General features: G+C 74.9%; 22 protein-coding genes and 1 pseudogene. 7 read left to right on the forward strand and 16 right to left on the reverse strand.

What is annotated here, in order from left to right; translation table 11 throughout:
* Window positions 1-27 precede the first annotated feature (27 nt).
* From FB458_RS03325 to FB458_RS03390, 14 genes and pseudogenes are all read right to left on the reverse strand, one after another.
* Window positions 28-1,512 (reverse strand): proton-conducting transporter transmembrane domain-containing protein, encoded by a 1,485-nt coding sequence (locus FB458_RS03325; RefSeq protein ID WP_246061040.1) that lies wholly within the window; start codon window positions 1,510-1,512, stop codon window positions 28-30.
* 4 nt (window positions 1,513-1,516) lie between these two features.
* Window positions 1,517-3,088 (reverse strand): complex I subunit 4 family protein, encoded by a 1,572-nt coding sequence (locus tag FB458_RS03330; RefSeq protein ID WP_246061041.1) that lies wholly within the window; start codon window positions 3,086-3,088, stop codon window positions 1,517-1,519.
* Window positions 3,079-5,019, reverse strand: a complete 1,941-nt coding sequence (locus tag FB458_RS03335) for an NADH-quinone oxidoreductase subunit 5 family protein (protein ID WP_141846752.1) — start codon at window positions 5,017-5,019, stop codon at window positions 3,079-3,081. Before FB458_RS03335 ends, FB458_RS03330 begins: the two co-directional genes overlap by 10 nt.
* Window positions 5,016-5,381 (reverse strand): NADH-quinone oxidoreductase subunit NuoK, encoded by a 366-nt coding sequence (locus tag FB458_RS03340; protein ID WP_170185787.1) that lies wholly within the window; start codon window positions 5,379-5,381, stop codon window positions 5,016-5,018. The genes FB458_RS03335 and FB458_RS03340 overlap by 4 nt, the downstream gene beginning before the upstream one ends.
* On the reverse strand, window positions 5,381-5,905 hold the full coding sequence (locus FB458_RS03345; RefSeq protein ID WP_141846756.1) for an NADH-quinone oxidoreductase subunit J family protein: 525 nt from the start codon (window positions 5,903-5,905) through the stop codon (window positions 5,381-5,383). Before FB458_RS03345 ends, FB458_RS03340 begins: the two co-directional genes overlap by 1 nt.
* Window positions 5,902-6,483, reverse strand: coding sequence for a NuoI/complex I 23 kDa subunit family protein (locus FB458_RS03350; RefSeq protein WP_141846758.1), 582 nt, complete (start codon window positions 6,481-6,483; stop codon window positions 5,902-5,904). The genes FB458_RS03345 and FB458_RS03350 overlap by 4 nt, the downstream gene beginning before the upstream one ends.
* Window positions 6,480-7,436, reverse strand: coding sequence for a complex I subunit 1/NuoH family protein (locus FB458_RS03355; protein ID WP_141846759.1), 957 nt, complete (start codon window positions 7,434-7,436; stop codon window positions 6,480-6,482). The genes FB458_RS03350 and FB458_RS03355 overlap by 4 nt, the downstream gene beginning before the upstream one ends.
* A 142-nt stretch (window positions 7,437-7,578) precedes the next feature.
* Window positions 7,579-8,106 carry a PIN domain-containing protein gene (locus tag FB458_RS03360; protein ID WP_342778011.1) on the reverse strand — a complete coding sequence of 176 codons (528 nt, stop codon included), beginning with the start codon at window positions 8,104-8,106 and terminating at the stop codon, window positions 7,579-7,581.
* Window positions 7,989-8,240 (reverse strand): type II toxin-antitoxin system Phd/YefM family antitoxin, encoded by a 252-nt coding sequence (locus FB458_RS03365; protein WP_141846763.1) that lies wholly within the window; start codon window positions 8,238-8,240, stop codon window positions 7,989-7,991. Before FB458_RS03365 ends, FB458_RS03360 begins: the two co-directional genes overlap by 118 nt.
* 53 nt (window positions 8,241-8,293) lie before the next feature.
* Complete coding sequence (locus FB458_RS03370) at window positions 8,294-8,827, reverse strand: NADH-quinone oxidoreductase subunit C (protein ID WP_141846765.1); 534 nt, start codon at window positions 8,825-8,827, stop codon at window positions 8,294-8,296.
* Between the two features lie 404 nt (window positions 8,828-9,231).
* Window positions 9,232-9,813 (reverse strand): annotated as a pseudogene (locus FB458_RS03375) (NADH-quinone oxidoreductase subunit B); the annotation flags it as partial.
* Between the two features lie 13 nt (window positions 9,814-9,826).
* Complete coding sequence (locus FB458_RS03380; protein ID WP_141846767.1) at window positions 9,827-10,186, reverse strand: NADH-quinone oxidoreductase subunit A; 360 nt, start codon at window positions 10,184-10,186, stop codon at window positions 9,827-9,829.
* A 35-nt stretch (window positions 10,187-10,221) separates the two neighbouring features.
* Window positions 10,222-10,953: a sulfite exporter TauE/SafE family protein gene (locus FB458_RS03385; RefSeq protein ID WP_141846769.1), complete on the reverse strand. Its 732-nt coding sequence runs from the start codon at window positions 10,951-10,953 to the stop codon at window positions 10,222-10,224.
* 31 nt (window positions 10,954-10,984) lie between these two features.
* Window positions 10,985-11,776: a hypothetical protein gene (locus tag FB458_RS03390; RefSeq protein WP_141846771.1), complete on the reverse strand. Its 792-nt coding sequence runs from the start codon at window positions 11,774-11,776 to the stop codon at window positions 10,985-10,987.
* A 918-nt stretch (window positions 11,777-12,694) separates the two neighbouring features.
* On the opposite strand from FB458_RS03390, the gene FB458_RS03395 reads away from it, so the two are divergent.
* The 3 genes from FB458_RS03395 to FB458_RS03405 all read left to right on the forward strand — a co-directional run bounded on the left by FB458_RS03395 (window position 12,695) and on the right by FB458_RS03405 (window position 15,166).
* A complete protein-coding gene (locus FB458_RS03395; protein WP_141846773.1) occupies window positions 12,695-12,889 on the forward strand; it encodes a hypothetical protein in 195 nt (64 codons plus the stop codon).
* A 385-nt stretch (window positions 12,890-13,274) separates the two neighbouring features.
* Window positions 13,275-14,216 carry an NADP-dependent oxidoreductase gene (locus FB458_RS03400; RefSeq protein ID WP_141846775.1) on the forward strand — a complete coding sequence of 314 codons (942 nt, stop codon included), beginning with the start codon at window positions 13,275-13,277 and terminating at the stop codon, window positions 14,214-14,216.
* A 59-nt stretch (window positions 14,217-14,275) separates the two neighbouring features.
* Complete coding sequence (locus FB458_RS03405) at window positions 14,276-15,166, forward strand: Gfo/Idh/MocA family protein (RefSeq protein WP_141846777.1); 891 nt, start codon at window positions 14,276-14,278, stop codon at window positions 15,164-15,166.
* 83 nt (window positions 15,167-15,249) lie between these two features.
* Here the strand turns inward: FB458_RS03405 and FB458_RS03410 are convergent, their stop codons facing one another.
* The gene (locus FB458_RS03410; RefSeq protein WP_141846779.1) at window positions 15,250-15,954 is read right to left on the reverse strand and encodes an NADPH-dependent F420 reductase; all 705 of its coding nucleotides are present in this window, start codon (window positions 15,952-15,954) and stop codon (window positions 15,250-15,252) included.
* Window positions 15,955-16,028: 74 nt separating this feature from the next.
* Here FB458_RS03410 and ligD point away from each other — a divergent pair, with 74 nt between their 5' ends.
* Window positions 16,029-16,991: a non-homologous end-joining DNA ligase gene (gene ligD / locus FB458_RS03415; RefSeq protein WP_141846781.1), complete on the forward strand. Its 963-nt coding sequence runs from the start codon at window positions 16,029-16,031 to the stop codon at window positions 16,989-16,991.
* Window positions 16,992-17,130: 139 nt separating this feature from the next.
* Here ligD and FB458_RS03420 read toward each other — a convergent pair whose 3' ends face one another.
* Window positions 17,131-18,771 (reverse strand): ABC-F family ATP-binding cassette domain-containing protein, encoded by a 1,641-nt coding sequence (locus FB458_RS03420; protein WP_141846783.1) that lies wholly within the window; start codon window positions 18,769-18,771, stop codon window positions 17,131-17,133.
* Between the two features lie 139 nt (window positions 18,772-18,910).
* On the opposite strand from FB458_RS03420, the gene FB458_RS03425 reads away from it, so the two are divergent.
* Genes FB458_RS03425 through rarD form a run of 3 tightly spaced genes read left to right on the forward strand, consistent with a single transcriptional unit; the run spans window position 18,911 to window position 22,853 of the window.
* Window positions 18,911-20,773, forward strand: coding sequence for a 2-oxoacid:acceptor oxidoreductase subunit alpha (locus FB458_RS03425; protein WP_141846785.1), 1,863 nt, complete (start codon window positions 18,911-18,913; stop codon window positions 20,771-20,773).
* The gene (locus FB458_RS03430) at window positions 20,770-21,918 is read left to right on the forward strand and encodes a 2-oxoacid:ferredoxin oxidoreductase subunit beta (protein WP_211355912.1); all 1,149 of its coding nucleotides are present in this window, start codon (window positions 20,770-20,772) and stop codon (window positions 21,916-21,918) included. The genes FB458_RS03425 and FB458_RS03430 overlap by 4 nt, the downstream gene beginning before the upstream one ends.
* Window positions 21,915-22,853, forward strand: coding sequence for an EamA family transporter RarD (rarD, locus tag FB458_RS03435; protein WP_141846787.1), 939 nt, complete (start codon window positions 21,915-21,917; stop codon window positions 22,851-22,853). The genes FB458_RS03430 and rarD overlap by 4 nt, the downstream gene beginning before the upstream one ends.
* Window positions 22,854-22,856: the final 3 nt, after the last annotated feature.

The raw sequence follows: 22,856 nt of genomic DNA on the forward strand, positions 1-22,856 counted from the left end.
CCGAATCCGATTCGCGGGCGTCCTCCCTCAGCCGAGCAGACCCAGCAGCAGCTGCGGCTGCACCGACAGCGCGACGAGCAGGACCCCGCTGACGACGACGGCGACGCGGTGCAGCGGCGCCGCCTCGGCGAGCACCGGCCCCGGCGCCCCCGCACCCCCCGGTGCGCCCTCGGGTCGCTGGAGCAGCCGCAGGAACCACCGCAGGTAGACGGCCACGCCGAGCACGACGTTGAGGGCCGCGACGACGGCCAGCGGCCACCACCCCTCGGCCACGACGGGCTCGAGGACGACGACCTTGGCGACGACCCCGAGCACGCCCGGCGGGACGCCCGCGAGGACGGTGAGGGCGAGGGCGAGGACCCCACCGAGGAACGGGTGCGCGCGGACCAGACCGGTGTACGACGTCAGCCGGCGACCGGCGCGCCCGCGGGTCCCCCGCACGACGACGGCGACGACGGCGAAGGCGGCGACCGTCGCGACGACGTACGTCAGCAGGTACGACGCGCTGGCCCGCGCGCCGAGCGAGCTGACGCTCACCAGGGGCAGGACGACCCAGCCGGCCTGCGCGACCGTCGACCAGGCCAGCAACCGGACGGCGTCGTCCTGGCGCAGCGCGACGAGGTTGCCCAGCGTCATGCTCACCAGCGCGACGGCGGCGGTCGTGACGATCGCGGCCCGGCCCAGCGACTCGAGCGCGGTGACGACGACGAGCAGCGCGCCGAGCGCGGCGACCTTCGAGGTCGCCGAGAGGAAGACCGCGACCGGCAGCGGGGCGCCGGCGTACGCCGTCGGGGTCCACGCGTGGAAGGGCGCGAGCGACAGCTTGAAGCCGACCCCGGCGACGACGAGGACGACGGCGAGCCCGAGGACGACCTTCTGGGCCGTGCCGGTGACGCCGAGCACCGCCGCGCCGGTCAGCGACGGCGAGCCGGTGGCGGCGTACCAGCACGCGGCGGCCAGGGCGAGGACGGCGAAGGAGACGAGCGAGGTGAGCAGCAGCTGGACGGCTCCCGCGACGGCGCGGCGGGTGGCGGGCAGCGCCGCGAGCGCGACGACCGGCAGGGTCGCCAGCTCGAGGGTGACCAGCCACGAGCCGAGGTCGCGGGCGGACGCGACGCCGGCCGCCCCGCTCGTCGCGGCCAGCAGCAGCGCGACGGTCACCGCGGTGCGGTCCTCCTGGCCGCCGGTCGGGTCGAGCGGCGCGGCGAGGAGCAGCACGACGACGGCCGACAGCAGCGCCCCCAGCTGGAGCGCGGCGCTGACCCCGGTCGTGGTCCAGAAGCACGGCCCGCCGTCCGGCAGGCACAGGGTCGAGCGCCCGTCGCCGCCGGGCTGGCGCAGGGTGAGCACCGCGGCCCCGGCCCCGACGACGAGGGCGACGAGCCCGACGACCTGGTGCACGAGGGCGGTGCGGGGCACGACCGCGTCGACGACGAGGACGAGCAGCGCGCCGAGCGCGGGGGCGAGCGCGGGCAGCAGCAGCGCCGCGTCGAACGAGGACACCGAGGTCACCACGTCACCCACCCCCCGTGAGGTGATCGCGCACAGGGCCGGTGCCGCCGACGACCGAGCGCGCGTCGTCGGCGGTCACGCCGAGCAACGGCTTGGGCAGGACGCCGCCGGCGACGGCGAGGACGCAGAGCAGCAGGACGACGGCCCACTCGCGCCGGCCCGCGTCGGGCGTCGGCGCAGCGCCCTCCGCGTTCGACGAGCCACCCGCGGTCCCGCCCGCCCAGACCAGCCGCAGCACCCGCAGGCCGTACGCCGCTGCGAGGACCATCCCGAGCAGCCCCGCGACCGCGCAGGCCCGCAGCACCGGCAGCGGGCGTCCGTCGGCCGGGGTGAACGCCGCGTAGACGGCCAGCACCTCGCCCCAGAACCCGATGAGCCCGGGCAGCCCGAGGGCGGCGGCGAACCCGACGACGAGGGCCCACCCGAGCCGGGGCGCGGTGTCGCGCAGCGCCGGGCGGGCGACCCGCAGGTCGGCGCTCCCCCACCGCTCCTTCAGCCCGCCGACGACGAGGAAGAGCAGGGCGGAGACGACGCCGTGGGCGATGTTGGCGAAGAGCGCGGCCTGCAGCCCGGTCCACGTCCCCGACGCGAGGCCGAGGGCGACGAAGCCCATGTGCGCGACCGAGGAGTAGGCGACCAGCCGCTTGAGGTCGGTCTCGACGAGGCAGGCCAGCCCTCCCCAGAGGATCCCGACCGCGCCGGCGACGGCGAGGTACGGCGCCGCGGCGGCCACCCCGGCGGGGACGACCGGCAGGGCGAGCCGCACGACGCCGTACGTGCCCATCTTGAGCAGGACGGCGGCCAGCAGCACGGACCCCGCGGTCGGCGCGACGGTGTGCGCCGGCGGCAGCCACGGGTGGGCGGGCCACAGCGGGATCTTGATCCCCAGGCCGACGAGCAGCAGGGCGGCGGCCGCCACCTGGGTGCCGTGGTCGAGGCCCTCGCCGCGGGCCTGCGCGAGGAGCACGAGGTCGGTCGTGCCCGCGCGGACCGCGACGAGGAGGATGCCGAGCAGCATGAGGGTGCTGCCGAGGACGGTGAAGAGGACGAACCGCGCGGCGGCCGAGGTGCGCTGCGCCTCGGTGGCGTGCTCGTCGCCGAACCGCCCGACGAGCACCCACATCGGCACGAGGACGACCTCGAAGGCGACGAAGAAGACGATCGCGTCGCGGGCCAGGAACGTCGCGAGAGCGCCGGTCTCGACGAGGAGCAGGCACGCGTAGAAGGTGCCGAGCGAGCGCTCACCCAGCGTCGCGCGGGCCGGCTCACGGCCGCGCGAGTGGACGACGACGACCACGCCGAGGACGGCGGTGAGCAGCACGAGCGGCACCGAGATCCCGTCCGGGCCGAGGTGCCATCGCACCCCGAGCGCGGGCACCCACGGCACGTCGACGTCGGGCCGGGCCAGCGCGACGACGACGGCGAGCAGGAGCGCGACGACGCTCGAGCCGAGGGCGACGGCGTACGTCGACCCGTGCCGCTCGGCCCGGTCGGTGCGCGCGACGGCGAGCAGCCAGACGGCGGCGAGGCCGGGCACGAGGAGGAGCAGCGTGAGCGCCGCCTGGCTCAGGACCACAGGGTCACCCCCAGGGCGGCGAGGACGACGACGCCCGTGACGACGGCGACGAGAGCGGTCGACGGCGTGCCGCGGTGCCGGGCGGCGGCGCTGCGGCCGACCGTCCCCGCGGCGCGGGCGAGGAGGCGGGGGTAGGCGTCGAGCGCGACCCGGTCGACCCGGACGACACCGTGGGCGAGGGCGGTGACGGCGCGGCCGACCCCGGCGTACGCGCGGTCGACGCCGAGGCCGTCCTCGGCGGCGACCCGCAGCCGCGGCGGGAGGACGTCGGCCGGGTCGGCCCCGCCGGCGCCGCGGCGGTGGACGAGGACGACCGTGCCGACCACGAGGACGACGGAGAGGACCGCGGTCATCCACCCCAGCTGCCAGCCCCACTCGAAGCCGAGCAGCAGCAGACCCCCGAGCACGGTGAGGACGGCGAGGGCGCTGACGGTGAGGGCGGCAGGGAGGGTGACGGGACGGGCCTCGTGCTCTCCGGTCGGGCCCTCGTCGCCGGCCGGGGCCGCGGGCTCCGGGTCCTCGGCCTGCCCCTCGGCGGCCTCGAGCGCGGCGAGGCTCGGCTCGGTGGTCAGCAGCAGCCAGGCGCGGGTCGAGTAGGCGGCGGTGAGGACGACGGTGACGAGCAGGGCGACGAGCAGCAGCCACGCGGTGGGACCGTCGCCGAGCGACCGCTCGACGACGGTGACGACGCCGTCCTTGGCGAGGAAGCCCACGAGCGGGGGCACGCCGGCGAGCGACGCGAGGCCGATGGCGAGCGACCACTGCAGGGCGCCCCGTCCGCGGGCGCGGCCGCGGAGCACGGCGACCGCGGTGCCGCCGGCGAGGACGGAGAGCCAGCCGATCGCGAGGAAGAGCAGCGACTTGAAGAGGGCGTGCGAGACGAGCTGCTCGAGGCCGGCGTCGGCGGCCGACGACGGGCCGCTCTCCGGGACGACGGCGAGCGCGGCGAGCATGATCGCGACCTGGCTGAGGGTCGAGTAGGCCAGCAGACGCTTGAGGTCGGCCTGGGCGAGGGCGAGCGCGGCGGCGTAGACCATCGTCACGGCGGCGAGGACGCCGAGCAGGGTGCGGGCGGCGGTGTCGGCGGCGAGCAGCGGCTCGAGCCGGGCCAGGACGACGGTGCCGGCGGCGACCATGGTCGCCGCGTGGATGAGCGCCGAGGCCGGCGTCGGCCCCTCCATGGCGTCGGGCAGCCAGTCGTGGAAGGGCACGAGACCGGACTTGCCCGCCACCCCGACGACGAGGCCGACCAGCCCGAGGGTGAGCAGCGGGGTCTGGGCCATGAGGTCGGTCTGGGTCGGGACGCCCCCGGAGGAGAACCAGCCGCGCTCGCCCAGCAGGCCGGCGATCCGCGTCGTCCCGAACGAGTGCGCGAGGGCGACCGTGCCGAGCACGAAGCCGACGTCGGCGAGCCGGGTGACGAGGAAGGCCTTGTGCGCCGCGCGGCGGGCCGACTCGCGCGCGCTGGTGTGGCCGATGAGCAGCCACGAGCACCAGCCCATGACCTCCCACCCGACGAGGGTGAGCAGCAGGTCGCCGGAGTGGACGACGAGCAGCATCCCGGCGAGGAAGAGCGAGACCTCGGCGGCGAAGACGGCGTACCGCGGGTCGTCGGCGAGGTACCAGACGGAGAAGACCTGGACGGCGAGCCCGACGAGGGTGACGGCGAGCGCGACGAGCGCAGTGGGCCGGTCGAGCAGCAGGGTCAGCGGCACCGTGAGGTCGCCGGCGGCGAGGCCGCCGATCGTCCCGACCTGCGTCGGTACGGCGCCCCGGTCGGTCCCCACCACCTCGGCCACCGCGAGGAGCACGCCGAGGCCCGCGGTGACCGTCGCGACGGCGGCCGCGGCGGCGCGGCGGCGGACGAGGAGCAGCCCGGCGAGGGCCGCGAGCGCCGGCAGCAGGACGACGAGGCGGACGACGACGCTCACGCGCCGCTCCCGGCCCGCGTCCGGGCGGCGGTGTCCTCGGTGCGCGGCTCCTCGCTCACGTCGACGTGGCCCTGGAGCCGGAACAGCGCGAGGACGACGGCGAGCGCGACGCAGATCTCCGCGGCGGCGAGGGTGATGACGAAGAGGGTGAGCACCTGCCCGGTCTGCAGGGCGGGCAGCGCGGTCGCCCCGCTCGCCCCCGTCGAGCCGCGGGCGCCGAGGGTGACCAGGAGCAGGGTGGCCGAGGCGAGGACCAGCTCGACGCCGACGAGGACGAGGACCGCGTTGCGGCGGGCGAGGACGCCGTACAGGCCCGTGCCGGCGAGGACGGCGGCGAGGGCGACGGGCAGCCAGAGGTGCATCACGACGGGTCCCGCGTGGGGCGTGCCGGGCCGCTGACCCGGACGACGGCGACGGCGCCGACGAGGGCGACGAGCAGCAGGAGCGACAGCAGCTCGAACGGCCACACCCAGGCCCCGAAGAGGGCCGCGGCCACCGAGCGGGTGTCGCCGTTCTGCGGGGTCGTGGCCTCGGTGCCCACGAGCGGGACGAGGGCCACGAGCAGGAGCCCGGTGGTGGCCGCCCCGAGGACGGCGGCGGCGACCCGCTGCAGCCGGGGCGTGCCGAGGCCGTCGTTGCGGCCGATGGGCGCGCGGGTGAGCATGAGCGCGAAGAGGACGACGACGACGACCGCCCCGACGTAGACGAGCAGCTGGACGAGCGCGACGAGCTCGGCGCCGAGGACGACGTAGCAGCCGGCGAGGGTGCCGAGGCAGACGACGAGCCACAGGGCGGAGTGCACGACCTGGCGGGTGGTCACGGCGAGCACCGCGCTGGCGGCGCAGACCAGCCCGACGAGGAGGAAGGCGAGGTCGCGGGCGGTCACGAGCCGGCCCTCGGGGGGCGGGTGGCGCGCTCGGGCCGCGCGGTGCGGGCGGGTTTCGCGGCCTGCGCGACCTCGGCCGGCTCGGCGGCGTGGTCGTCGAGCGCCGGCGGCACCGGCACGGTCTGCATCCACTCGCCGAGCCGCTCCTTCTCGTGGAGCAGGTCGCGGATGTCGGTCTCGGCGTACTCGAACTCGGGGCTCCAGTGCAGCGCGTCGAAGGGGCAGACCTCGATGCAGATGCCGCAGTACATGCACAGCGAGAAGTCGATGGCGAAGCGGTCGAGGACGTTGCGCTGCCGCTCGCGGCCGCCCTCGGTCGTCGCCGGGACCGTCTCCTTGTGCGAGTCGATGTAGATGCACCAGTCGGGGCACTCGCGCGCGCAGAGCATGCACGAGGTGCAGTTCTCCTCGGTGAGCGCGATGACGCCGCGCGAGCGCGGCGGCAGGGCGGGCGCGACGTCGGGGTACTCGGCCGTGTGGCTCGGCGTGACCATCGTGCGGGCGGTCGTCGCGAGCCCCTTGAGCAGGCCGGGGACGAGACCCTTGCCGCCCGGCGGGGTGGGGGGTGTCGTGCTCATCGGGTGGCCACCACGACGACGCCGGTGAGCGCGACCTGGGCGAGGGCGGTCGGGACCAGCGCACCCCAGGCCAGCCGCTGGAGCTGGTCCTCGCGCAGCCGCGGCCACGAGACCCGCAGCCAGATGACGACGACGGCCACGAGCGCCCCCTTACCCAGGGTCCAGAGCCACCCGAGGACCTCGGGGGCGGGGCCGCGCCAGCCGCCGAGGAAGAGGACGGCGAAGAGCAGCGACATGACGACGATGCCGGCGTACTCCGCGAGCAGGAAGAACGCGAAGCGCAGCCCGGTGTACTCGGTGTAGGCGCCGAAGACGATCTCCGAGTCGGCGACCGGCATGTCGAAGGGCGGTCGCTGCAGCTCGGCGAGCGCCGCGGTGAGGAAGACGAGGGCGCCGGGCAGCTGCCACAGCAGCCACCACGGGCTCCACTCGGTGACGATCCCGCCGAGCGAGAGGGTGCCGGCCGCGAGCGCGACCGACGCGACGGCGAGGACGAGCGGCAGCTCGTAGGAGAGCAGCTGCGCCGCCGAGCGCATCGCGCCGAGCAGCGAGTACTTGTTGGCGCTGGCCCAGCCGGCCATGAGCGTGCCGAGGACGCCGACCCCGGCGACCGCGACGACGAAGAGCGCGCCCGCGTCGACCGGCGCGCCGACGACCGACGGGCCGAGCGGGATGACCGAGAGCGCGACGAGGTAGGGGACGAGGGCGACGGCGGGCGCCGCCTTGAACACCCACCGGTCGGCGGCGGCCGGGGTGACGTCCTCCTTCTGGACGAACTTCACCCCGTCGGCGACGAGCTGCGCCCAGCCGTGGAAGCCGCCGGCGTACATCGGCCCGAGGCGGCCCTGCATGTGCGCCATGACCTTGTGCTCGGCCTGGCCGACGACGAGCGGCAGCACGAGGAAGGCGACGAGGACGACGACCGCGCGGACGACGACCTCGGCCCAGCTCACCGAGCCACCTCGCGGGTGCGGAGGGCTGCCACACGCCGGGCCCCTCGCCCGGCTGTCGGGAGCACGAGCGGGCGGCCGTCCATGGGGCCTCACCCTAGCGAGACCCGCCGCCCCGTCCGGCGGACCTACGCCTCGCGGGACGTCACGGGGGCGGCGAACCGTCCGTCAGCGGGTCGTGGGCGGCCAGGCCCAGCGCACGCGCCACGGTCAGCATCGTGCGGTCGTGGCTGGTCACGACGACGTCCTCGATCCCGCTGCGCAGGGCTGACGCCAGGTGAATGGCGTCCAGGGTCTTCACGTGCGGTCCGATCGCCTCCGCCTCCACGAGGACGGTGTGGTCAAGGAGGACCGTGCCCAGGTGGTCCAGCACGGCCTCCCGACGTTCCAGGGGTTGACCGAGCCGGCGCAGGGTCCGGGTCAGCTCGGTCCGCAGCAGGCGGGACGACAGCACCTCGTGCACGCCCGAGGCCGTGACCTCGTCGAACCACGACGTCGCTCCCGGGTGCCCGAGCAGGACGTGTATCCCGACCGAGGTGTCCAGGTAGAAGCTCGTCACCACTCGCCCTTGAGCTCGTCGACGAGCAGGTCGATGGTCAGCCCCTCGGGCAGGGGAACGGGCGGCAGGTCGGCGGTGCGGGCAGGCCCCGGCGCCTTCGGGGGGACGACCCACGGGGACGAGGAGGCCGGGACGACGCGCGCGACCTCACGGTGGTGCCGCGTCACGGCGTAGGTCTCGCCGGCGGCGACGTCGGCGAGCATCGCCGTCGGGTTCTGCCGCAGCTCCCCCACCGAGATCGTCTTCATGCCTCGATCGTAGACAGATTGTCTACGACTGTCGACGGGCTGGCGGAGGACGGTTACCGCGGCCCCCACTCGGGCCCGGGGACCCCGGGCGCCTGGACGCGGCGGCGGCCCGGGGCGCGGGTGCTGTCGTGCCCCTCCCCCGGCTCCTTCGCGCCGGGCCACGGCTTGCTCGCGCGGGCGGCGAGGACGAACGACTTGCGCAGCGGGTGGCCCTCGAACCCGTCGGGCAGCAGCAGCGGCCGCAGCCCGAGCCCCGACCCGTCGTCGAACCCGTCGACGTCGAGGCCGAACATCTCGTGCGTCTCGCGCTCGTGCCAGGCGACGCCGCGGAAGACCCCGGTGAGGCTGGGCAGCGGGGTGCCGACGGGCAGCCGGGTGCGCAGCATCGTCGTGCGCAGGGCGCCCGGGGTGGCGACGTCGAGCAGGTGCAGCACGACGTCGTACCCGGGCCGGTCGGGGCGGTCGGTCTCGTCGACGGCGCTCAGCCAGTCGAGGAAGGTGAAGCCCTCCTCGCGCAGCGCCGTCGCCGCCGCGACCCACTCCCCGGGCGCGACGTCGCGGCAGGCCTCGGGCGGGGTGGTGCTCACCGCGGACCCTCCGGCCCGTCGCCGCCGTCGTCGGGGCGCTCCTCGTCCTCGGCGAGCTCGAAGATGTCGTCGGCGAGGGTCCGGCGCGGCTCCGTCCGCTCCCTCAGCGGGGTCGCCGTACGGCGGGCCGCCGGTGCCGGTCGCTGCTCGGGCGGGACGCCGTACGCCGCGGGGTCGGCGACCGCGGGCAGCGTGCGGGTCGGCGGAGCGGCCGACGCCTCGGGGCCGCTCGGCGCGACGGGGACCTCGGCCGGGCCCACGGGCAGCGGCCGGGTGTCCGGCTCGGTGGGGATGGCCTGCGTCGGCGGCGCGGTGCCGCCCGCGGGGGCAGTCGTCGGCGGGGCGGCGGCCCCCGGCCGCGGGGTGAGCGCGTCACCGCGACCGGGCAGCGGCTGGGGCCCGGGCTTCTCCGGGCGCTTGACGAGGCGTCGGGTGACCTCGGCCGCGGTGGCGAGCCGGCCGCTGGCGTACCGGCGCTCGAGGGTCTCGCCCACCCGCTCGGCGGCGATCTTCTCCTGGAGCTTGACGATCCCCTGGAGCAGCGCCTCCGGCCGCGGCGGGCAGCCGGGGACGTAGACGTCGACGGGGATGATCGTGTCGACGCCCTTGGTGACGCTGTAGGAGTCCCAGTAGGGGCCGCCGGAGTTGGAGCAGGCGCCGAACGAGATGACGTACTTCGGCTCGGGCATCTGGTCGTAGAGCCGGCGGACGGCGGGCGCCATCTTGTCGGTGACGGTGCCGCTGACGACCATGAGGTCGGCCTGCCGCGGGCCGGGCGCGAAGGGGATGACCCCGAGCCGGATGAAGTCGTGCCGGGCCATCGACGCGGCGATGAACTCGATGGCGCAGCAGGCGAGCCCGAAGTTGAACACCCACAGGCTGTAGCGCCGGCCCCAGTTGAGGACGACCTTGACCGGCTCCGGCGCGTGGGCGGCGACCGGCCCCAGCGCGGGGCGCACGGTCGGCAGCGGCAGGTCGGTCGTCATCGGCGCGGGTGGGTCAGAGCCAGCGCAGCAGGCCGCGGCGGGCGACGTGGACGAGGCCGACGACGAGCACGAGGACGAAGATCCCCATCTCGACGAGCGACGCCACGGCCAGGTGCGCGTCGCGGATCACGGTGGCCCACGGGAAGAGGTAGACGGCGTCGACGGCGAAGATGACGTAGAGGAACGCGAAGACGAGGTAGCGCACGTTGGTCTGCGCCCAGTCGGTGCCGACCGGGTCGACCCCGGACTCGTACGTCGCCCGCTTGGCCGCCGTCGGCACGCGCGGAGCCAGCGACCGGCGCGCGAGCGCCGCGGCGAGGACGAGCACGACCCCGCTCACGACGACGGCACCGACGGTGACGTAGGGCTCCATGGGGCCACCCTAGCGACCGGCCCGTACGACGCCCCTCAGACCAGCAGCGCGGCCGCCGAGACCCCGGACGCGACCAGGACCAGCACCTCGAAGCGGGCCTGGCTGATCCGGCCCAGCGTCCACCGGCCGAGCAGCCCGCCGGCGACGACGGCCGGGACGAGGGCCAGCGCGCGCACCACGTCGGTGCCCGAGACGAGGCCCAGGCCCGCCGAGAACGGCACCTTGACGAGGTTGACGACGAGGAAGAACCAGGCGTTGGTGCCGACGAAGCGACGCTTGTCGACCTGCGCCGCGCTGAGGAAGAGGGTCATGACCGGGCCGGCCGCGTTGGCCGTCATCGTCGTGAAGCCGGCCGCTCCCCCGGCCGCCCAGGAGGCGACCCGGTGGGGCTGCGTGGACGGCCCGGTCGTCCGGCGGGTGCGCAGCCACAGCTGCAGGACGAGGAGGACGACGAGGACGACGCCGATGCTGCGGCGGAGCACCTCGTCGGAGACGATGTGCAGGAAGAGGGTGCCCAGGACCAGACCCGGCAGCACCGCGGGCAGCAGCCGCCGGACGAGCGCCCAGTCCGCGTCGCGCCGGTACGTCGTCGTGGCGACGAGGTCGCCGACGATGAGGACGAGCAGCACCGCCCCCGTCGACGCCCGGGCCGGTAGGACCGTCGCGAAGATCGCCACGGCCGCGACCCCGAGACCGCCGACCGCCGTCTTGGAGAACCCGACGACGACGCCCGCGAGCGCGAAGAGGGCGAGCACGGCCGGGGTCACGGGCGCCAGCCTGCCGCACTCCGCGCCGGGGTCAGCGGCTGCGGGTCGCCGGCGGGACGGCGGCGAGGGTCTCGGGGATCCGGGCGAAGCCGCCGAGCTGCGCCGTGCTCGGGAAGAGCTGGACCCGGGCGGAGACGTCGGAGACGACGTCCGTCGGCCCGGCGAGGGAGTACAGGTCCTCGGAGCCCCCGGCGGACAGGCCGGTGAGGACCGTCGCGGCGCAGGGCGACGGCGGCGCCGCCAGCAGCGAGCTCGTGCCGGGTCGTGGGGTCCCGCTCGGGTACGCCACGAGCCACGTGGGACGGGTCGGGATCGCGGTGACGTTCTGCAGGACGCCCCAGGTGTCCTGGTCCCGCAGTGACGAGGAGACCGGCAGCGACCGCGCCGCGCCACCGGGGAGCGTCCCGATCCCGAGACCGCGACGGGAGTCGGCGATCCGGACCGGACCACCCGGCAGCGGGACCGCCACCACGCCGGACGGGCTGTAGCCGTCGTCGACGACCGCCGTCACGTCGACGACGACGTGCACGGGTGCGCCGAAGACGGTGACCGGGAGCTGCTCGGACGGCGACCCGTCCATCCAGGCGAGGACCGTGTTGCTCGTCGTCTCCCCTGCGGCGTAGGTGACGCTCGAGGTGCCGTCGGGGCCGCCGAGCCGGACCCAGCCCGCGGTCGCGGGCGACACGACCGTGACGGTGGCCAGCACGGCGGTGGCGGGGTTGCCGAACCTCGGCAGGCGCAGGCCGAGGAGGGTCTGCCCGACCGGCAGCGGACGCGCCCCTCCGGCCGTGGTGCGGGTGTCGAGGACCCGGGACGGTGGCACCGGGTGCAACCGGGCGGCGACGACCCCGCGAGCGGCGAAGGGCTGCTCGTCGCGGGGCAGCGTGACCCCCGCAGGTCGGCGACCACGTCGAGGGGCCGTGGGGAGGCGTTGCGCACGTGGGCGTAGCCGGCCGCGTCGATCGGCGCCAGGACGAGGTTGCTCGTCGTGCGGCCGGCGGCGAAGCTGACCGCCGAGGTCGTGGTGGGAGCCGTCGACGAGGGCAGGACGCTGAGGTACCCCGCGGCGGCAGGGGCCACCGCGGTGAGGTTGAGCAGGGCCAGCCCGCCGGACAGGCCGGGGGTCGGCGAGTCGGCGAGCTCGCCCACCGGGACCGCCACCACGGCGCCGGCCGGCACCTGGCGCGGCGGGGAGGACCCGCTCGGCTTCCTGGTGTCCAGGGCTCGGTTGGTGACGGCCAGGAGGGAGCCCCTCAGGTCGGTCCTGGGTGCCTGCTCGTCCCAGCTCACGGGCACGCGCGCGACCACCGCGCCGTCCGTGTCGTGGAGCAGGAACGACGGGAGGGCCTGCCCCGTGCCCACCGGTCGCATCTGCACCGAGGTGCTGCACCGATCGCCGTCGGACAGGGTGCGACCCGAGCAGCTGTCGACCGGGTAGCGGAACAGGTAGGGGAAGGGGTGGTAGTTCTCCTCGACGACCTGGGGTGACGCCACGGCGACCGACCCGGCGCCGACGTACCGCACGGGGACGGCGACGGGCGTGCCGGCCACGCCGATCACCGGTGAGCCGAGGCCGACGGTGTCCGTCGGGACGTCGAGGCCGCCGTACGGGGTCGAGGCGCCCAGCCGGAGGTGGACGTCGAGCTGCTGACGGTCCGAGGTGTCGTCGACCTGGCAGGACCCGGTGAGGTCGACGGACAGCACGTCCGGCCGACCCGTCGTCGGGTCGAGGTGGTACTCGGTGACGACGACCGGGGCGTCCGTCCCGGACGTGGTGGTCGCGCAGAACGTCGTGCCGAACCGCAGCGAGGCGGACATCCCCGGCAGCCCCGGGCCGATCCGCGGTCCCCTGACCAGGAGGGCGACCGGCGACCCCTCCCGGGGCGAGAAGGTCACCGCCCACCACTCCCACGTGGCCGTGTGCGCGCGCCGGTGACGGTCACCGGACCGTCGCGACCGTCGACCGCTCGGGTCGTCTGCCTCGGGGCGGGGCTGACCGCGCCCCAGGCCCGGGCGGTGAGGCCGGTGTAGGGCCCGATGAGGTCGACCGACGTCGCCGCCGACGCGACCGGGACGAGGACCCCCAGCAGCAACCCGGCGAGGGCCACGACGAGACCCCACCGGGTGCGACGACGAGCACCACGGACCACGACGACCCCCCTGACCTCCACCGGTGGCGGAGCGACGCGGCCGCCTGTCGTGGCCGTCCGCCGAGACGGTCCGACGACGACGCCGCTCTGGGCCGGTATGCACCTCGTTCACAGCCGACGTCCAGGCGGTGGGTCCGGAACACCCGCTCGTCCCCTCGCTGTTGCAGCGGCATGAGCACACGCATCGTCACGGCCGCGGACTTCGGCGGCCCCGAGCAGCTGCGGCTGCAGACCGTCCCCACCCCCGAGCCCGGTCCCGGCGAGGTCCGCGTCGCCGTCCGCGCGATCTCGGTCAACCCCGTCGACTGGAAGCTGTACGGCGGGATGTTCGGCCGGGACCCGGGCCTGCTGACCGGCTTCGGCGCCGAGGTGGCCGGCACCGTCGACGCCGTCGGTGACGGCGTGACGTCGTACGGGCCGGGAGACGCGGTCGTCGTCCGCTCGGTGCCGGGTGGCGCGTACGCCGACCACGTGCTCGCGCCCGCCGACCTGCTCACCGCCAAGCCCGCGGGCGTCTCGTGGGAGGCCGCCGCGAGCGTCCCCGTCGTCGGCGGCACCGCCGTCCACGCCCTCGAGGCCGTCCACCTCGGCGAGGGCGAGAGCGTCGTCGTGCACGGCGGCTCGGGCGGCGTCGGCCGCCTCGTCGTCCAGCTCGCGGTGCGCCGCGGCGCCCGCGTCGTCGCCACCGCGAGCGAGCGGCACCACGACGACCTGCGCGCGCTCGGCGCCGAGCCGGTCGCCTACGGCGACGGCCTGCTGGAGCGGCTGCGGGCCGCGGCCCCGGACGGGCGCTTCGACGCGGCCGTCGACACGGTCGGCACCGACGAGGCCCTCGACAGCTCCGTCGCGCTCGTCGCCGACCCGCAGCGGGTCGTCACCATCGCCGGGTTCGCACGCTTCCAGGAGCTCGGGATCAAGGCCATCGGCGGCGGCCCCGGCGCCGAGCCGGGCGAGGACGTGCGCGCCGCCGCCGTGCCGCAGGTGCTCGACCTCCTCGCGCGCGGCGAGGTGACCATCCCGATCGCGCGGACCTTCCCGCTCGAGGAGACCGCCGAGGCGCACCGGCTCAGCCGGGACGCCCACCCCGGCGGCAAGCTCGTCGTCCTGCCGTGACGGCGGGGTGAGCCCCGGCCGACCCTTCGCGGTCTCCACCGGTCCGGCACACTGCCGCCATGAGCGACGGTGACCTGCGGGTCGGGCTGGTGGGGGCCGGCCCCTGGGCGACGATGTTCCACGCGCCGATGGTGGCCGGGGCCGCCGGCGCCGAGCTGACGACGGTGTGGGCGCGGCGGCCGGAGGCCGCGCAGGCGCTGGCCGACCGCTTCGGCGCCACGGCGACGACCTCGTACGACGAGCTGCTCTCCCGCGTCGACGCCGTCGCCTTCGCCGTCCCGCCGGCCGTCCAGGCGGAGATGGCGACGCGGGCCGCGGAGGCGGGCAAGCACCTCATCCTCGACAAGCCGCTGGCCTTCACCCTCGAGGACGCCGTGCGGCTCGAGGCCGCCGTCGACGAGGCCGGCGTGACGTCGATCCTCATGCTGCGCAACCGGTTCGAGCCCGAGGTCGTGCGGCTCCTTGACGCCGCGCAGGAGGTGCGTCCCCGCGGGGTGCTCGCGCGGATGCTCACCGGGGCGGCCCTCGAGGGCAGCGACTTCGCCACGCCGTGGCGCATCGAGCGGGGCGCGCTCTACGACATCGGCCCGCACACCCTCGACCTCGTCGAGGCCGTGCTCGGTCCGGTCGTCGAGGTGAGCGGGGTCGGCGACCCCACCGACTGGGTGGGGGTGACGACGCGGCACGAGTCGGGCGCCGTCGGGCACGTCTCGCTCAGCCTCACCGTGCCCGGCGACACCGGGGGCTTCCGGTTCGAGGTCGTCCACGAGGGCGGCACACTGGTGCTGCCCGAGCTCGGCGGCGACGGCCACGACGGTGAGGACGCGGTCGCGACGGCGATCATGGCGGCGTTCCTCGAGGGCGTGCGCACCGGCCGGAGCCACCCGTTCGACGTGCACCGCGGCGTCGTCGTGCAGCGGATGCTGCACGACGCGGGCGCGACCGGCTGAGGTCGGTCACCCACGACAGCGCGTCCGGCCCGTTCCCCGGAATGGGGACGGACCGGACCCGAGGCTGTCCGGAGGACCGGCGGTCAGCCGGAGAAGGCGTCCAGCGCGCGGCGCAGGTCGTCGGCGCTCGTCGGGGACGACGGCGGCATGATGCCCTTGGCCGGGTCGGCCTGGGAGGCGTTGGCGCTGGGGTCGAAGTACGGGGCGCCGTACGCCGGCGTGTTGGGCTCGAAGCGGCGGCCCTCGGCGAGCGCACCGGCGTCGAGGGTGTCGTAGCCGAGCTCGTCGAGCAGGCCGGTGACGGTGGCCTTGGCGTCCGCGTCGTCGCCGGCGATGACGAGCGCGCTGCGGTCGTCGGCGCCGCTCGGGCGGGCCAGCTCGGCCAGGTGCGCGAAGTTGATGTTGTTGAAGGCCTTGACGACCTTGCTCTGCGGCAGGTGGCGCTGCAGCAGCTCGCTCGAGGTCGTCGACCCGTCGTCGAGGGCGGCGATCTGCCCGTCGCGCTGCGGGTAGTAGTTGTTGGTGTCGATGACGACTTTGCCGACCAGCGGCTCGACCGGCACCGACTCGTAGGCCTTGAGCGGGATGGTCACGACGACGACGTCGCCGGCCTGCGCCGCCTCGAGCGCCGTCGCGGCGCGGGCGTGCGGGCCGAGCTCCGCGACGAGGTCGGCGAGGGTCTCCGGCCCCCGCGAGTTGGAGAGCACGACGTCGTGGCCCGCGGCCACCGCCAGTCGTGCCACGGTGCTGCCGATGTGTCCGCTGCCGATGAGGCCCCAGGTGGTCATGCCGGGTCCAAGGCGGAGGGTCCCGCCGGTATTCCGCCCCGCGGGGGCGGGCGGGGCGCCGTACGCTCGCGGGCATGGCCAAGGCGAGCAGCCCCGCGGTGGAGCTGGAGGTCGGCGACCGGACGGTGCGCCTGAGCAACCCCGACCGCGTGTACTTCCCGGACCACGGCTGGACCAAGCTCGACCTCGCGCAGTACTACCTGTCGGTCGGCGACGGCATCGTCCGGGCACTGCGCGAGCGGCCCTGCATGCTGCACCGCTTCCCCGAGGGGCTGGCCGGGGAGAAGGTGCATCAGAAGCGGATCCCGCACGGCGCACCGCCCTGGCTCGAGACCGTGCGGCTGCACTTCCCGCGGTGGAACCGCACCGCCGACGAGCTGTGCGTCACCGAGCTCGCGTCCGTGGTCTGGGCGGTGCAGATGTCGACCGTCGAGTTCCACCCGTGGAACAGCCGTCGCGCCGATACCGAGCGCCCCGACGAGTGGCGCATCGACCTCGACCCGATGCCGGACTGCGACCTCGCGACGGTCAAGCGGGTCGCGCACGTCGCCCACGAGGTGCTCGACGAGCTCGGCATCACGGGCTACCCCAAGACCTCCGGAGGCAGCGGGCTGCACGTCTACGTGCGGATCGAGCCGGAGTGGCCCTTCGGGGACGTACGACGCGCCGCCCTCGCGTTCGCGCGCGAGGTCGAGCGCCGCGCCGACGGCGAGGCGACGACGACGTGGTGGCGCAAGGACCGCGACCCGTCGACCGTCTTCGTCGACTACAACCAGAACGCCCGTGACCACACCATCGCCAGCGCCTACTCGGTGCGCGGCGTGCCGGACGGGACGGTGTCGACGCCGTTCACCTGGGACGAGCTCGACGGCATCGAGCCGCGCGAGTGGACGCTGGCGACCGTGCCCGCGCGGTTCGCCGAGCTCGGCGACCTCATGTCCACGATCGACGACGAGGCCTTCCGGCTGGACACCCTGCTGGAGTGGGCCGAGCGCGACGAGCGCGACGGCGCCGCCCCACCCCCCGACCCCGACTGAGCGACGACCGGGAGAACCCCACTTGTTGCTACTTTTTGACGCCCGCCGTGGGTGCCCACCACTTTGGTCGCGCGTCAAAAAGTAGCAACAAGTGGGGTGTTCGGCTCCGAGGTTCGACTCCTGGAGTTCGACGTCCTGGTCAGGTCGTCGTCGTGACGTGGCCGGCGTCGACGTGCCAGCGCTCGTCGAGGCGCACGTTCTCGAGCAGGCGGCGGTCGTGCGAGACGAGCAGCAGCGCGCCGTCGTACGCCTCGAGCGCCTCCTCGAGCTGCTCGATCGCGGGCAGGTCGAGGTGGTTGGTCGGCTCGTCGAGGACGAGGAGGTTGACGCCGCGGGCCTGGAGCAGCGCCATGGCGGCGCGGGTCCGCTCCCCCGGTGAGAGCCGGCCGACGAGGCTGGTCACCTGGTCGGCCTTGAGGCCGAACTTCGCCAGCAGGGTGCGCAGCTCCGCCGGTGCCTGGTCGGGGACGGCCTCGCCGAACGCGTGGCCGAGCGTGAGGTCCTCGCGCAGCCCGGACCGCGCCTGGTCGATCTCGCCCACGGCGACGCTCGCGCCGACGGACGCCCGCCCCTCGTCCGGTGCGAGCCGCCCGAGCAGCAGCTGGAGCAGCGTCGTCTTGCCGGCGCCGTTCGGCCCGGTGATCCCGATGCGTTCCCGGGCATCGACCTGGAGAGACACGGGTCCGAGCCGGAACTCACCCCGGTCGACGACCGCGCCGTCGAGGGTGGCGACGACCGAGCTCGACCGCGGCGCGGCCGCGATGGCGAAGTGCAGCACCCACTCCTTGCGCGGTTCCTCGACCTCGTCGAGCCGCGCGATCCGCGACTCCATCTGACGGACCTTGCGGGCCTGCTTCTCCGACGAGTCGATGCTGGCCGCCCGGCGGTTCTTGTCGTTGTCGGGGCTCTTCTTCATGGCGTTGCGCACGCCCTTGCTGCTCCATTCGCGCACCGTCCGCGCCCGACCCTGCAGGTCCGCCTTCGTGGAGGCGAACTCGTCGTACGCCTCCCGCGCGTGCCGCCGGGCGACCTCGCGCTCGACGAGGAACGACTCGTAGCTGCCGTCGTGGACCGACACCTTGTGCTGCGCGAGGTCGAGCTCGACGATGCGCGTGACGCACCGGGCGAGGAACTCGCGGTCGTGCGAGACGAGGACGACGCCGGCGCGCAGCCCCTGGACGAACGACTCGAGCCGCTCGAGCCCGGCGAGGTCGAGGTCGTTGGTCGGCTCGTCGAGCAGCACGACGTCGAACCGGCTGAGCAGCAGTGCCGCGAGCGCGACCCGCGCCGCCTGCCCGCCGGAGAGCGACGTCATGAGCGCGTCCGGGCCGACGTCGAGCCCGAGCTCACCGAGCACCGCCGGCAGCCGGTCCTCGAGGTCCGGGGCCCCGCTGGCCAGCCAGTGGTCGAGCGCGACGGCGTACGCGTCGTCGGCTCCGGGCTCGTCGGACCCCAGCTTCGCGGCGGTCGCCTCCATCGCCTCCGTGGCGGCGGTGGCGCCGGTGCGCCGCGCGACGTGGTCGACCACCGTCTCCCCCGGCACCCGCTCGTGCTCCTGCGGCAGCCACCCGACGAACGCGTCCGACGGCGCCGTCGACACCGTGCCGCCAAGGGGTGCGTCGACCCCGGCGAGGATCCGCAGCAGCGTCGACTTGCCGGCCCCGTTGGCGCCGACGACCCCGACGACGTCGCCCGGGGCGACGGTGAGGTCGAGCCCCTCGAAGAGGGTCCGGTGGGCGTGCCCACCGGCCAGGTCCTTGGCCACGAGGGTCGCGCTCACACCCCGCAGCGTACGGCGCCCCGACCGCCTCCTCCCGCGCGCTGGACACCCGTCAAGCGTTCAACGAGCCCGACCTACCATGGGAGGAAGGGCGTCCGGACGGGACGCCGTACCGATCCCCGATCGAGGCTCCTCCCGCATGACCGCGACCATCCAGCAGCTCGCCCGGGTCGTCATCCGCTTCGCCGGGGACTCCGGTGACGGGATGCAGCTGACCGGCGACCGCTTCACCAGCGACGCCGCCGTCATCGGCAACGACCTGTCCACCCTGCCCAACTTCCCCGCCGAGATCCGTGCCCCCCAGGGCACCCTGCCGGGCGTCTCGAGCTTCCAGCTGCACTTCGCCGACCACGACGTGCTGACGCCGGGCGACGAGCCGGACGTCCTCGTCGCGATGAACCCGGCCGCGCTCAAGGCCAACCTCGCGGAGCTGCCGCGCGGGGCCACGGTCATCGTCGACACCGACGAGTTCACCAAGCGCAACCTCGCCAAGGTCGGCTACACCGCCTCCCCGCTCGAGGACGGCACGCTCGAGTCGTACGCCGTCCACCGGGTTCCGCTCACGTCGATGACCGTCGAGGCCCTCGCCGGCACCGACCTGTCCCGCAAGGACAAGGAGCGGGCGAAGAACATGTTCGCCCTCGGCCTGCTGTCGTGGCTCTACACGCGCTCGACCGAGCCCACCGAGCGCTTCCTCGCCGCTAAGTTCGGCAGCAAGCCGGACGTCCTCGCCGCCAACCTCACCGCGCTCCGCGCGGGCGTGAACTACGGCGAGACGACCGAGGAGTTCGCCGTCCGCTACGAGGTCGGCCCCGCGCCCATGCCGGCCGGTCGCTACCGCAACATCACCGGCAACCTCGCCCTCGCCTACGGCCTGGCGACCGCCGCGCACAAGGCGGACCTGCCGCTCGTCCTCGGCTCGTACCCCATCACCCCGGCGTCGGACATCCTGCACACCCTCAGCGGGCTCAAGCGCTTCGGCGTCACGACGATCCAGGCCGAGGACGAGATCGCCGGCGTCGGCATCGCCCTCGGCGCGGCGTTCGGCGGCGCGCTCGGCGTGACGACGACCTCCGGCCCGGGCCTCGCCCTCAAGGCCGAGACCATCGGGCTCGCCGTCTCGCTCGAGCTGCCGCTGCTCGTCGTCGACGTCCAGCGCGGCGGCCCGTCGACCGGCCTGCCGACCAAGACCGAGCAGGCCGACCTGCTCCAGGCGCTCTTCGGCCGCAACGGCGAGTCGCCCGTCGCGGTGATCGCGCCGCAGTCCCCCGCCGACTGCTTCGACGCCGCACTCGACGCGACGCGGATCGCGACGACGTACCGGACGCCGGTGATCCTGCTGTCCGACGGCTACCTCGCCAACGGCTCCGAGCCGTGGCTGGTCCCGTCGGTGGGCGCTCTGCCGGGCGAGAAGGTCGAGCACACCACCGAGCCCAACGCGCAGGCGGCGGACGGCAGCCCGCTGTTCCAGCCCTACCTGCGCGACCCGGAGACCCTGGCCCGCCCGTGGGCCGTCCCCGGCACGCCCGGCCTCGAGCACCGTATCGGCGGCATCGAGAAGGCCGACGTCACCGGCAACATCTCCTACGACCCGGCCAACCACGACAAGATGGTCCGCCTGCGGCAGGCCAAGATCGACGGCATCGAGGTCCCCGACCTCTCGGTCGACGACCCGTCGGGCGCCGCGCGGGTCCTCGTCGTCGGGTGGGGGTCGACGTACGGCCCTATCGCCGCCGCGGTGCGGCAGCTGCGCGAGCAGGGGTACGACGTCGCGCAGACCCACCTGCGCCACCTCGCCCCGATGCCGGCCAACACCGGCGACGTGCTGCGCGCCTACGACCGGGTCGTGCTGCCGGAGATGAACCTCGGCCAGCTGGCCCTGCTGCTGCGCGGGCGCTTCCTCGTCGACGTCCGCTCGCACACCGCCGTCCGCGGCCTGCCCTTCACGTCGGCCGAGCTGGTCGACGTCCTCCGCACCCACCTCACGGAGGTGTCCGCATGACCACCACCACCCGCACCGCCCCGCCGGTCGACCTCGGCATGCCCGCCGGCTTGGCCGGTGTCCCGCGCCTGCCCGACGACGCGACCCCGCACACCCGCAAGGACTTCACCTCCGACCAGGAGGTGCGCTGGTGCCCCGGCTGCGGCGACTACGCGATCCTCGCCGCGGTCCAGGGCTTCCTGCCCGAGCTCGGGCTGCGCCGCGAGAACGTCGTCTTCGTCTCGGGCATCGGCTGCTCGTCGCGCTTCCCGTACTACCTCGACACCTACGGGATGCACTCGATCCACGGCCGCGCCCCGGCCATCGCGACCGGGCTCGCGACGACGCGACGCGACCTCAGCGTCTTCGTCGTCACCGGCGACGGCGACGCCCTGTCGATCGGCGGCAACCACCTCATCCACGCGCTGCGCCGCAACGTCAACCTCACGATCCTGCTGTTCAACAACGAGATCTACGGGCTGACCAAGGGCCAGTACTCCCCCACCTCGCCGGTCGGCCTCGTGACGAAGTCGACCCCGGTGGGCTCGGTCGACCACCCGTTCAACCCGGTCAGCCTCGCGCTCGGGGCGGAGGCGACGTTCGTCGCGCGGACCATGGACTCCGACCGCCAGCACCTCACCTCGGTGCTGCGCGCCGCGACCGCCCACCGCGGCACGTCGCTGGTCGAGATCTACCAGAACTGCCCGATCTTCAACGACGGCGCCTTCGACGTCCTCAAGGACCGCACCCAGGCGCAGGCCCGCATCCTGCACCTGCGCGACGGCGAGGAGATCACCGCCGGCGACGGCGACGAGCAGACCGTCGTCGTGCGCACCGACGCCGGCGGCCTCGCCGTCGTCCCGCGCGCCGAGGCCGACCCGGCGCGCGTCGTCCGGCACGACGTGGCGGCCGACGACCCGACGCAGGCCTTCGCGGTCTCGCGGCTCATCGACCCCGAGCTGACGCACGTGCCGATGGGCATCTTCCGCGACGTCTCACGGCCCACGTACGACGACCTGGTCCGCGACCAGGTCGACGCGGCGGTCACGGGGCTGCACGGCCCCGACGGCGACGGGTCGGTCACCCCGGCCGGCGACGCCGACCTCGAGGAGCTGCTCACCGGTCGCGACTCCTGGGTCGTCGGCGAGGGCGCCGGCAGCGCGTGAGCGCCCCCGACGAGCCACGCGACGAGGTCGCGCGCGGGGCGGCGTACGGGCTGCTCGCGTACGGCGTCTGGGGCGTCTTCCCGCTGTACTTCCACGCCCTGCAGCCCGCCGGGCCGGTCGAGGTGCTGGCGCACCGGATCGTGTGGACGCTGCTCGTGTGCGTGGCCGTGCTGCTCGTCCGGCGCGACCTGGCCTGGGTCGGGCCGCTGCTGCGTCGGCCGCGCCTGCTCGGTGGTCTCGCGCTCGCGGCCGTCGCCATCGCCGTCAATTGGGGCGTCTACGTCGGGGCGGTGGTGAGCGACAACGTCGCCGACGCCTCGCTCGGCTACTTCCTCAACCCGCTCGTCACGGTCGCGCTCGGGGTGCTGCTGCTCGGCGAGCGGCTGCGGCGGCTGCAGTGGGCGGCCGTCGTCGTCGGTCTCGTCGCAGGAATCTACCTGTCCGTGGCGGGCGGGCACCTGCCGTGGGTGTCGTTCGTCCTCGCCGCGAGCTTCGCCTCCTACGGGCTGCTGAAGAAGCGGCTCGGCGCCGAGCTGCCGGCACTGCACGGGCTCACCGTCGAGACCGTCGTCCTCGCGCCGTTCGCGACCGTCGCGCTCGTCGTCCTCGGCGTCACCGGGCAGCAGACGTTCACCCACGACGGCGGCCTGCACGCCGTGCTCCTGGTCCTCGGCGGCGTCGTCACCGCGGTGCCCCTGCTGCTCTTCGCCTCCGCCGCCCGGCGGGTCCCGCTGGTGACCATCGGGCTGCTGCAGTTCGTCACGCCGGTGCTCCAGCTGCTGTGCGGGGTCCTGCTCCTCGACGAGCACCTCTCCCCCGCGCGGTGGTTCGGCTTCGGCATCGTCTGGGTCGCGCTCGTCCTGCTCACCCTCGACTCGTTCCTGGCCCGCCCGCGCCGCGGTCGGGGCGGTCCGGAGCCGGCGCCCGTCGTCTGAGGC

Source organism: Lapillicoccus jejuensis (genome assembly GCF_006715055.1).
GTDB lineage: Bacteria > Actinomycetota > Actinomycetes > Actinomycetales > Dermatophilaceae > Lapillicoccus > Lapillicoccus jejuensis.

Bases quoted from the DNA above. Each gene is read 5' to 3' on its own strand.
- FB458_RS03340 (WP_170185787.1), bottom strand. From the start codon at position 5,381: ATGCACCTCTGGCTGCCCGTCGCCCTCGCCGCCGTCCTCGCCGGCACG.
- FB458_RS03350 (WP_141846758.1), bottom strand. From the start codon at position 6,483: ATGAGCACGACACCCCCCACCCCGCCGGGCGGCAAGGGTCTCGTCCCC.
- FB458_RS03365 (WP_141846763.1), bottom strand. From the start codon at position 8,240: ATGAAGACGATCTCGGTGGGGGAGCTGCGGCAGAACCCGACGGCGATG.
- FB458_RS03380 (WP_141846767.1), bottom strand. From the start codon at position 10,186: ATGGAGCCCTACGTCACCGTCGGTGCCGTCGTCGTGAGCGGGGTCGTG.
- FB458_RS03400 (WP_141846775.1), top strand. From the start codon at position 13,275: ATGAGCACACGCATCGTCACGGCCGCGGACTTCGGCGGCCCCGAGCAG.
- FB458_RS03405 (WP_141846777.1), top strand. From the start codon at position 14,276: ATGAGCGACGGTGACCTGCGGGTCGGGCTGGTGGGGGCCGGCCCCTGG.
- FB458_RS03410 (WP_141846779.1), bottom strand. From the start codon at position 15,954: ATGACCACCTGGGGCCTCATCGGCAGCGGACACATCGGCAGCACCGTG.
- ligD (WP_141846781.1), top strand. From the start codon at position 16,029: ATGGCCAAGGCGAGCAGCCCCGCGGTGGAGCTGGAGGTCGGCGACCGG.
- FB458_RS03425 (WP_141846785.1), top strand. From the start codon at position 18,911: ATGACCGCGACCATCCAGCAGCTCGCCCGGGTCGTCATCCGCTTCGCC.
- FB458_RS03430 (WP_211355912.1), top strand. From the start codon at position 20,770: ATGACCACCACCACCCGCACCGCCCCGCCGGTCGACCTCGGCATGCCC.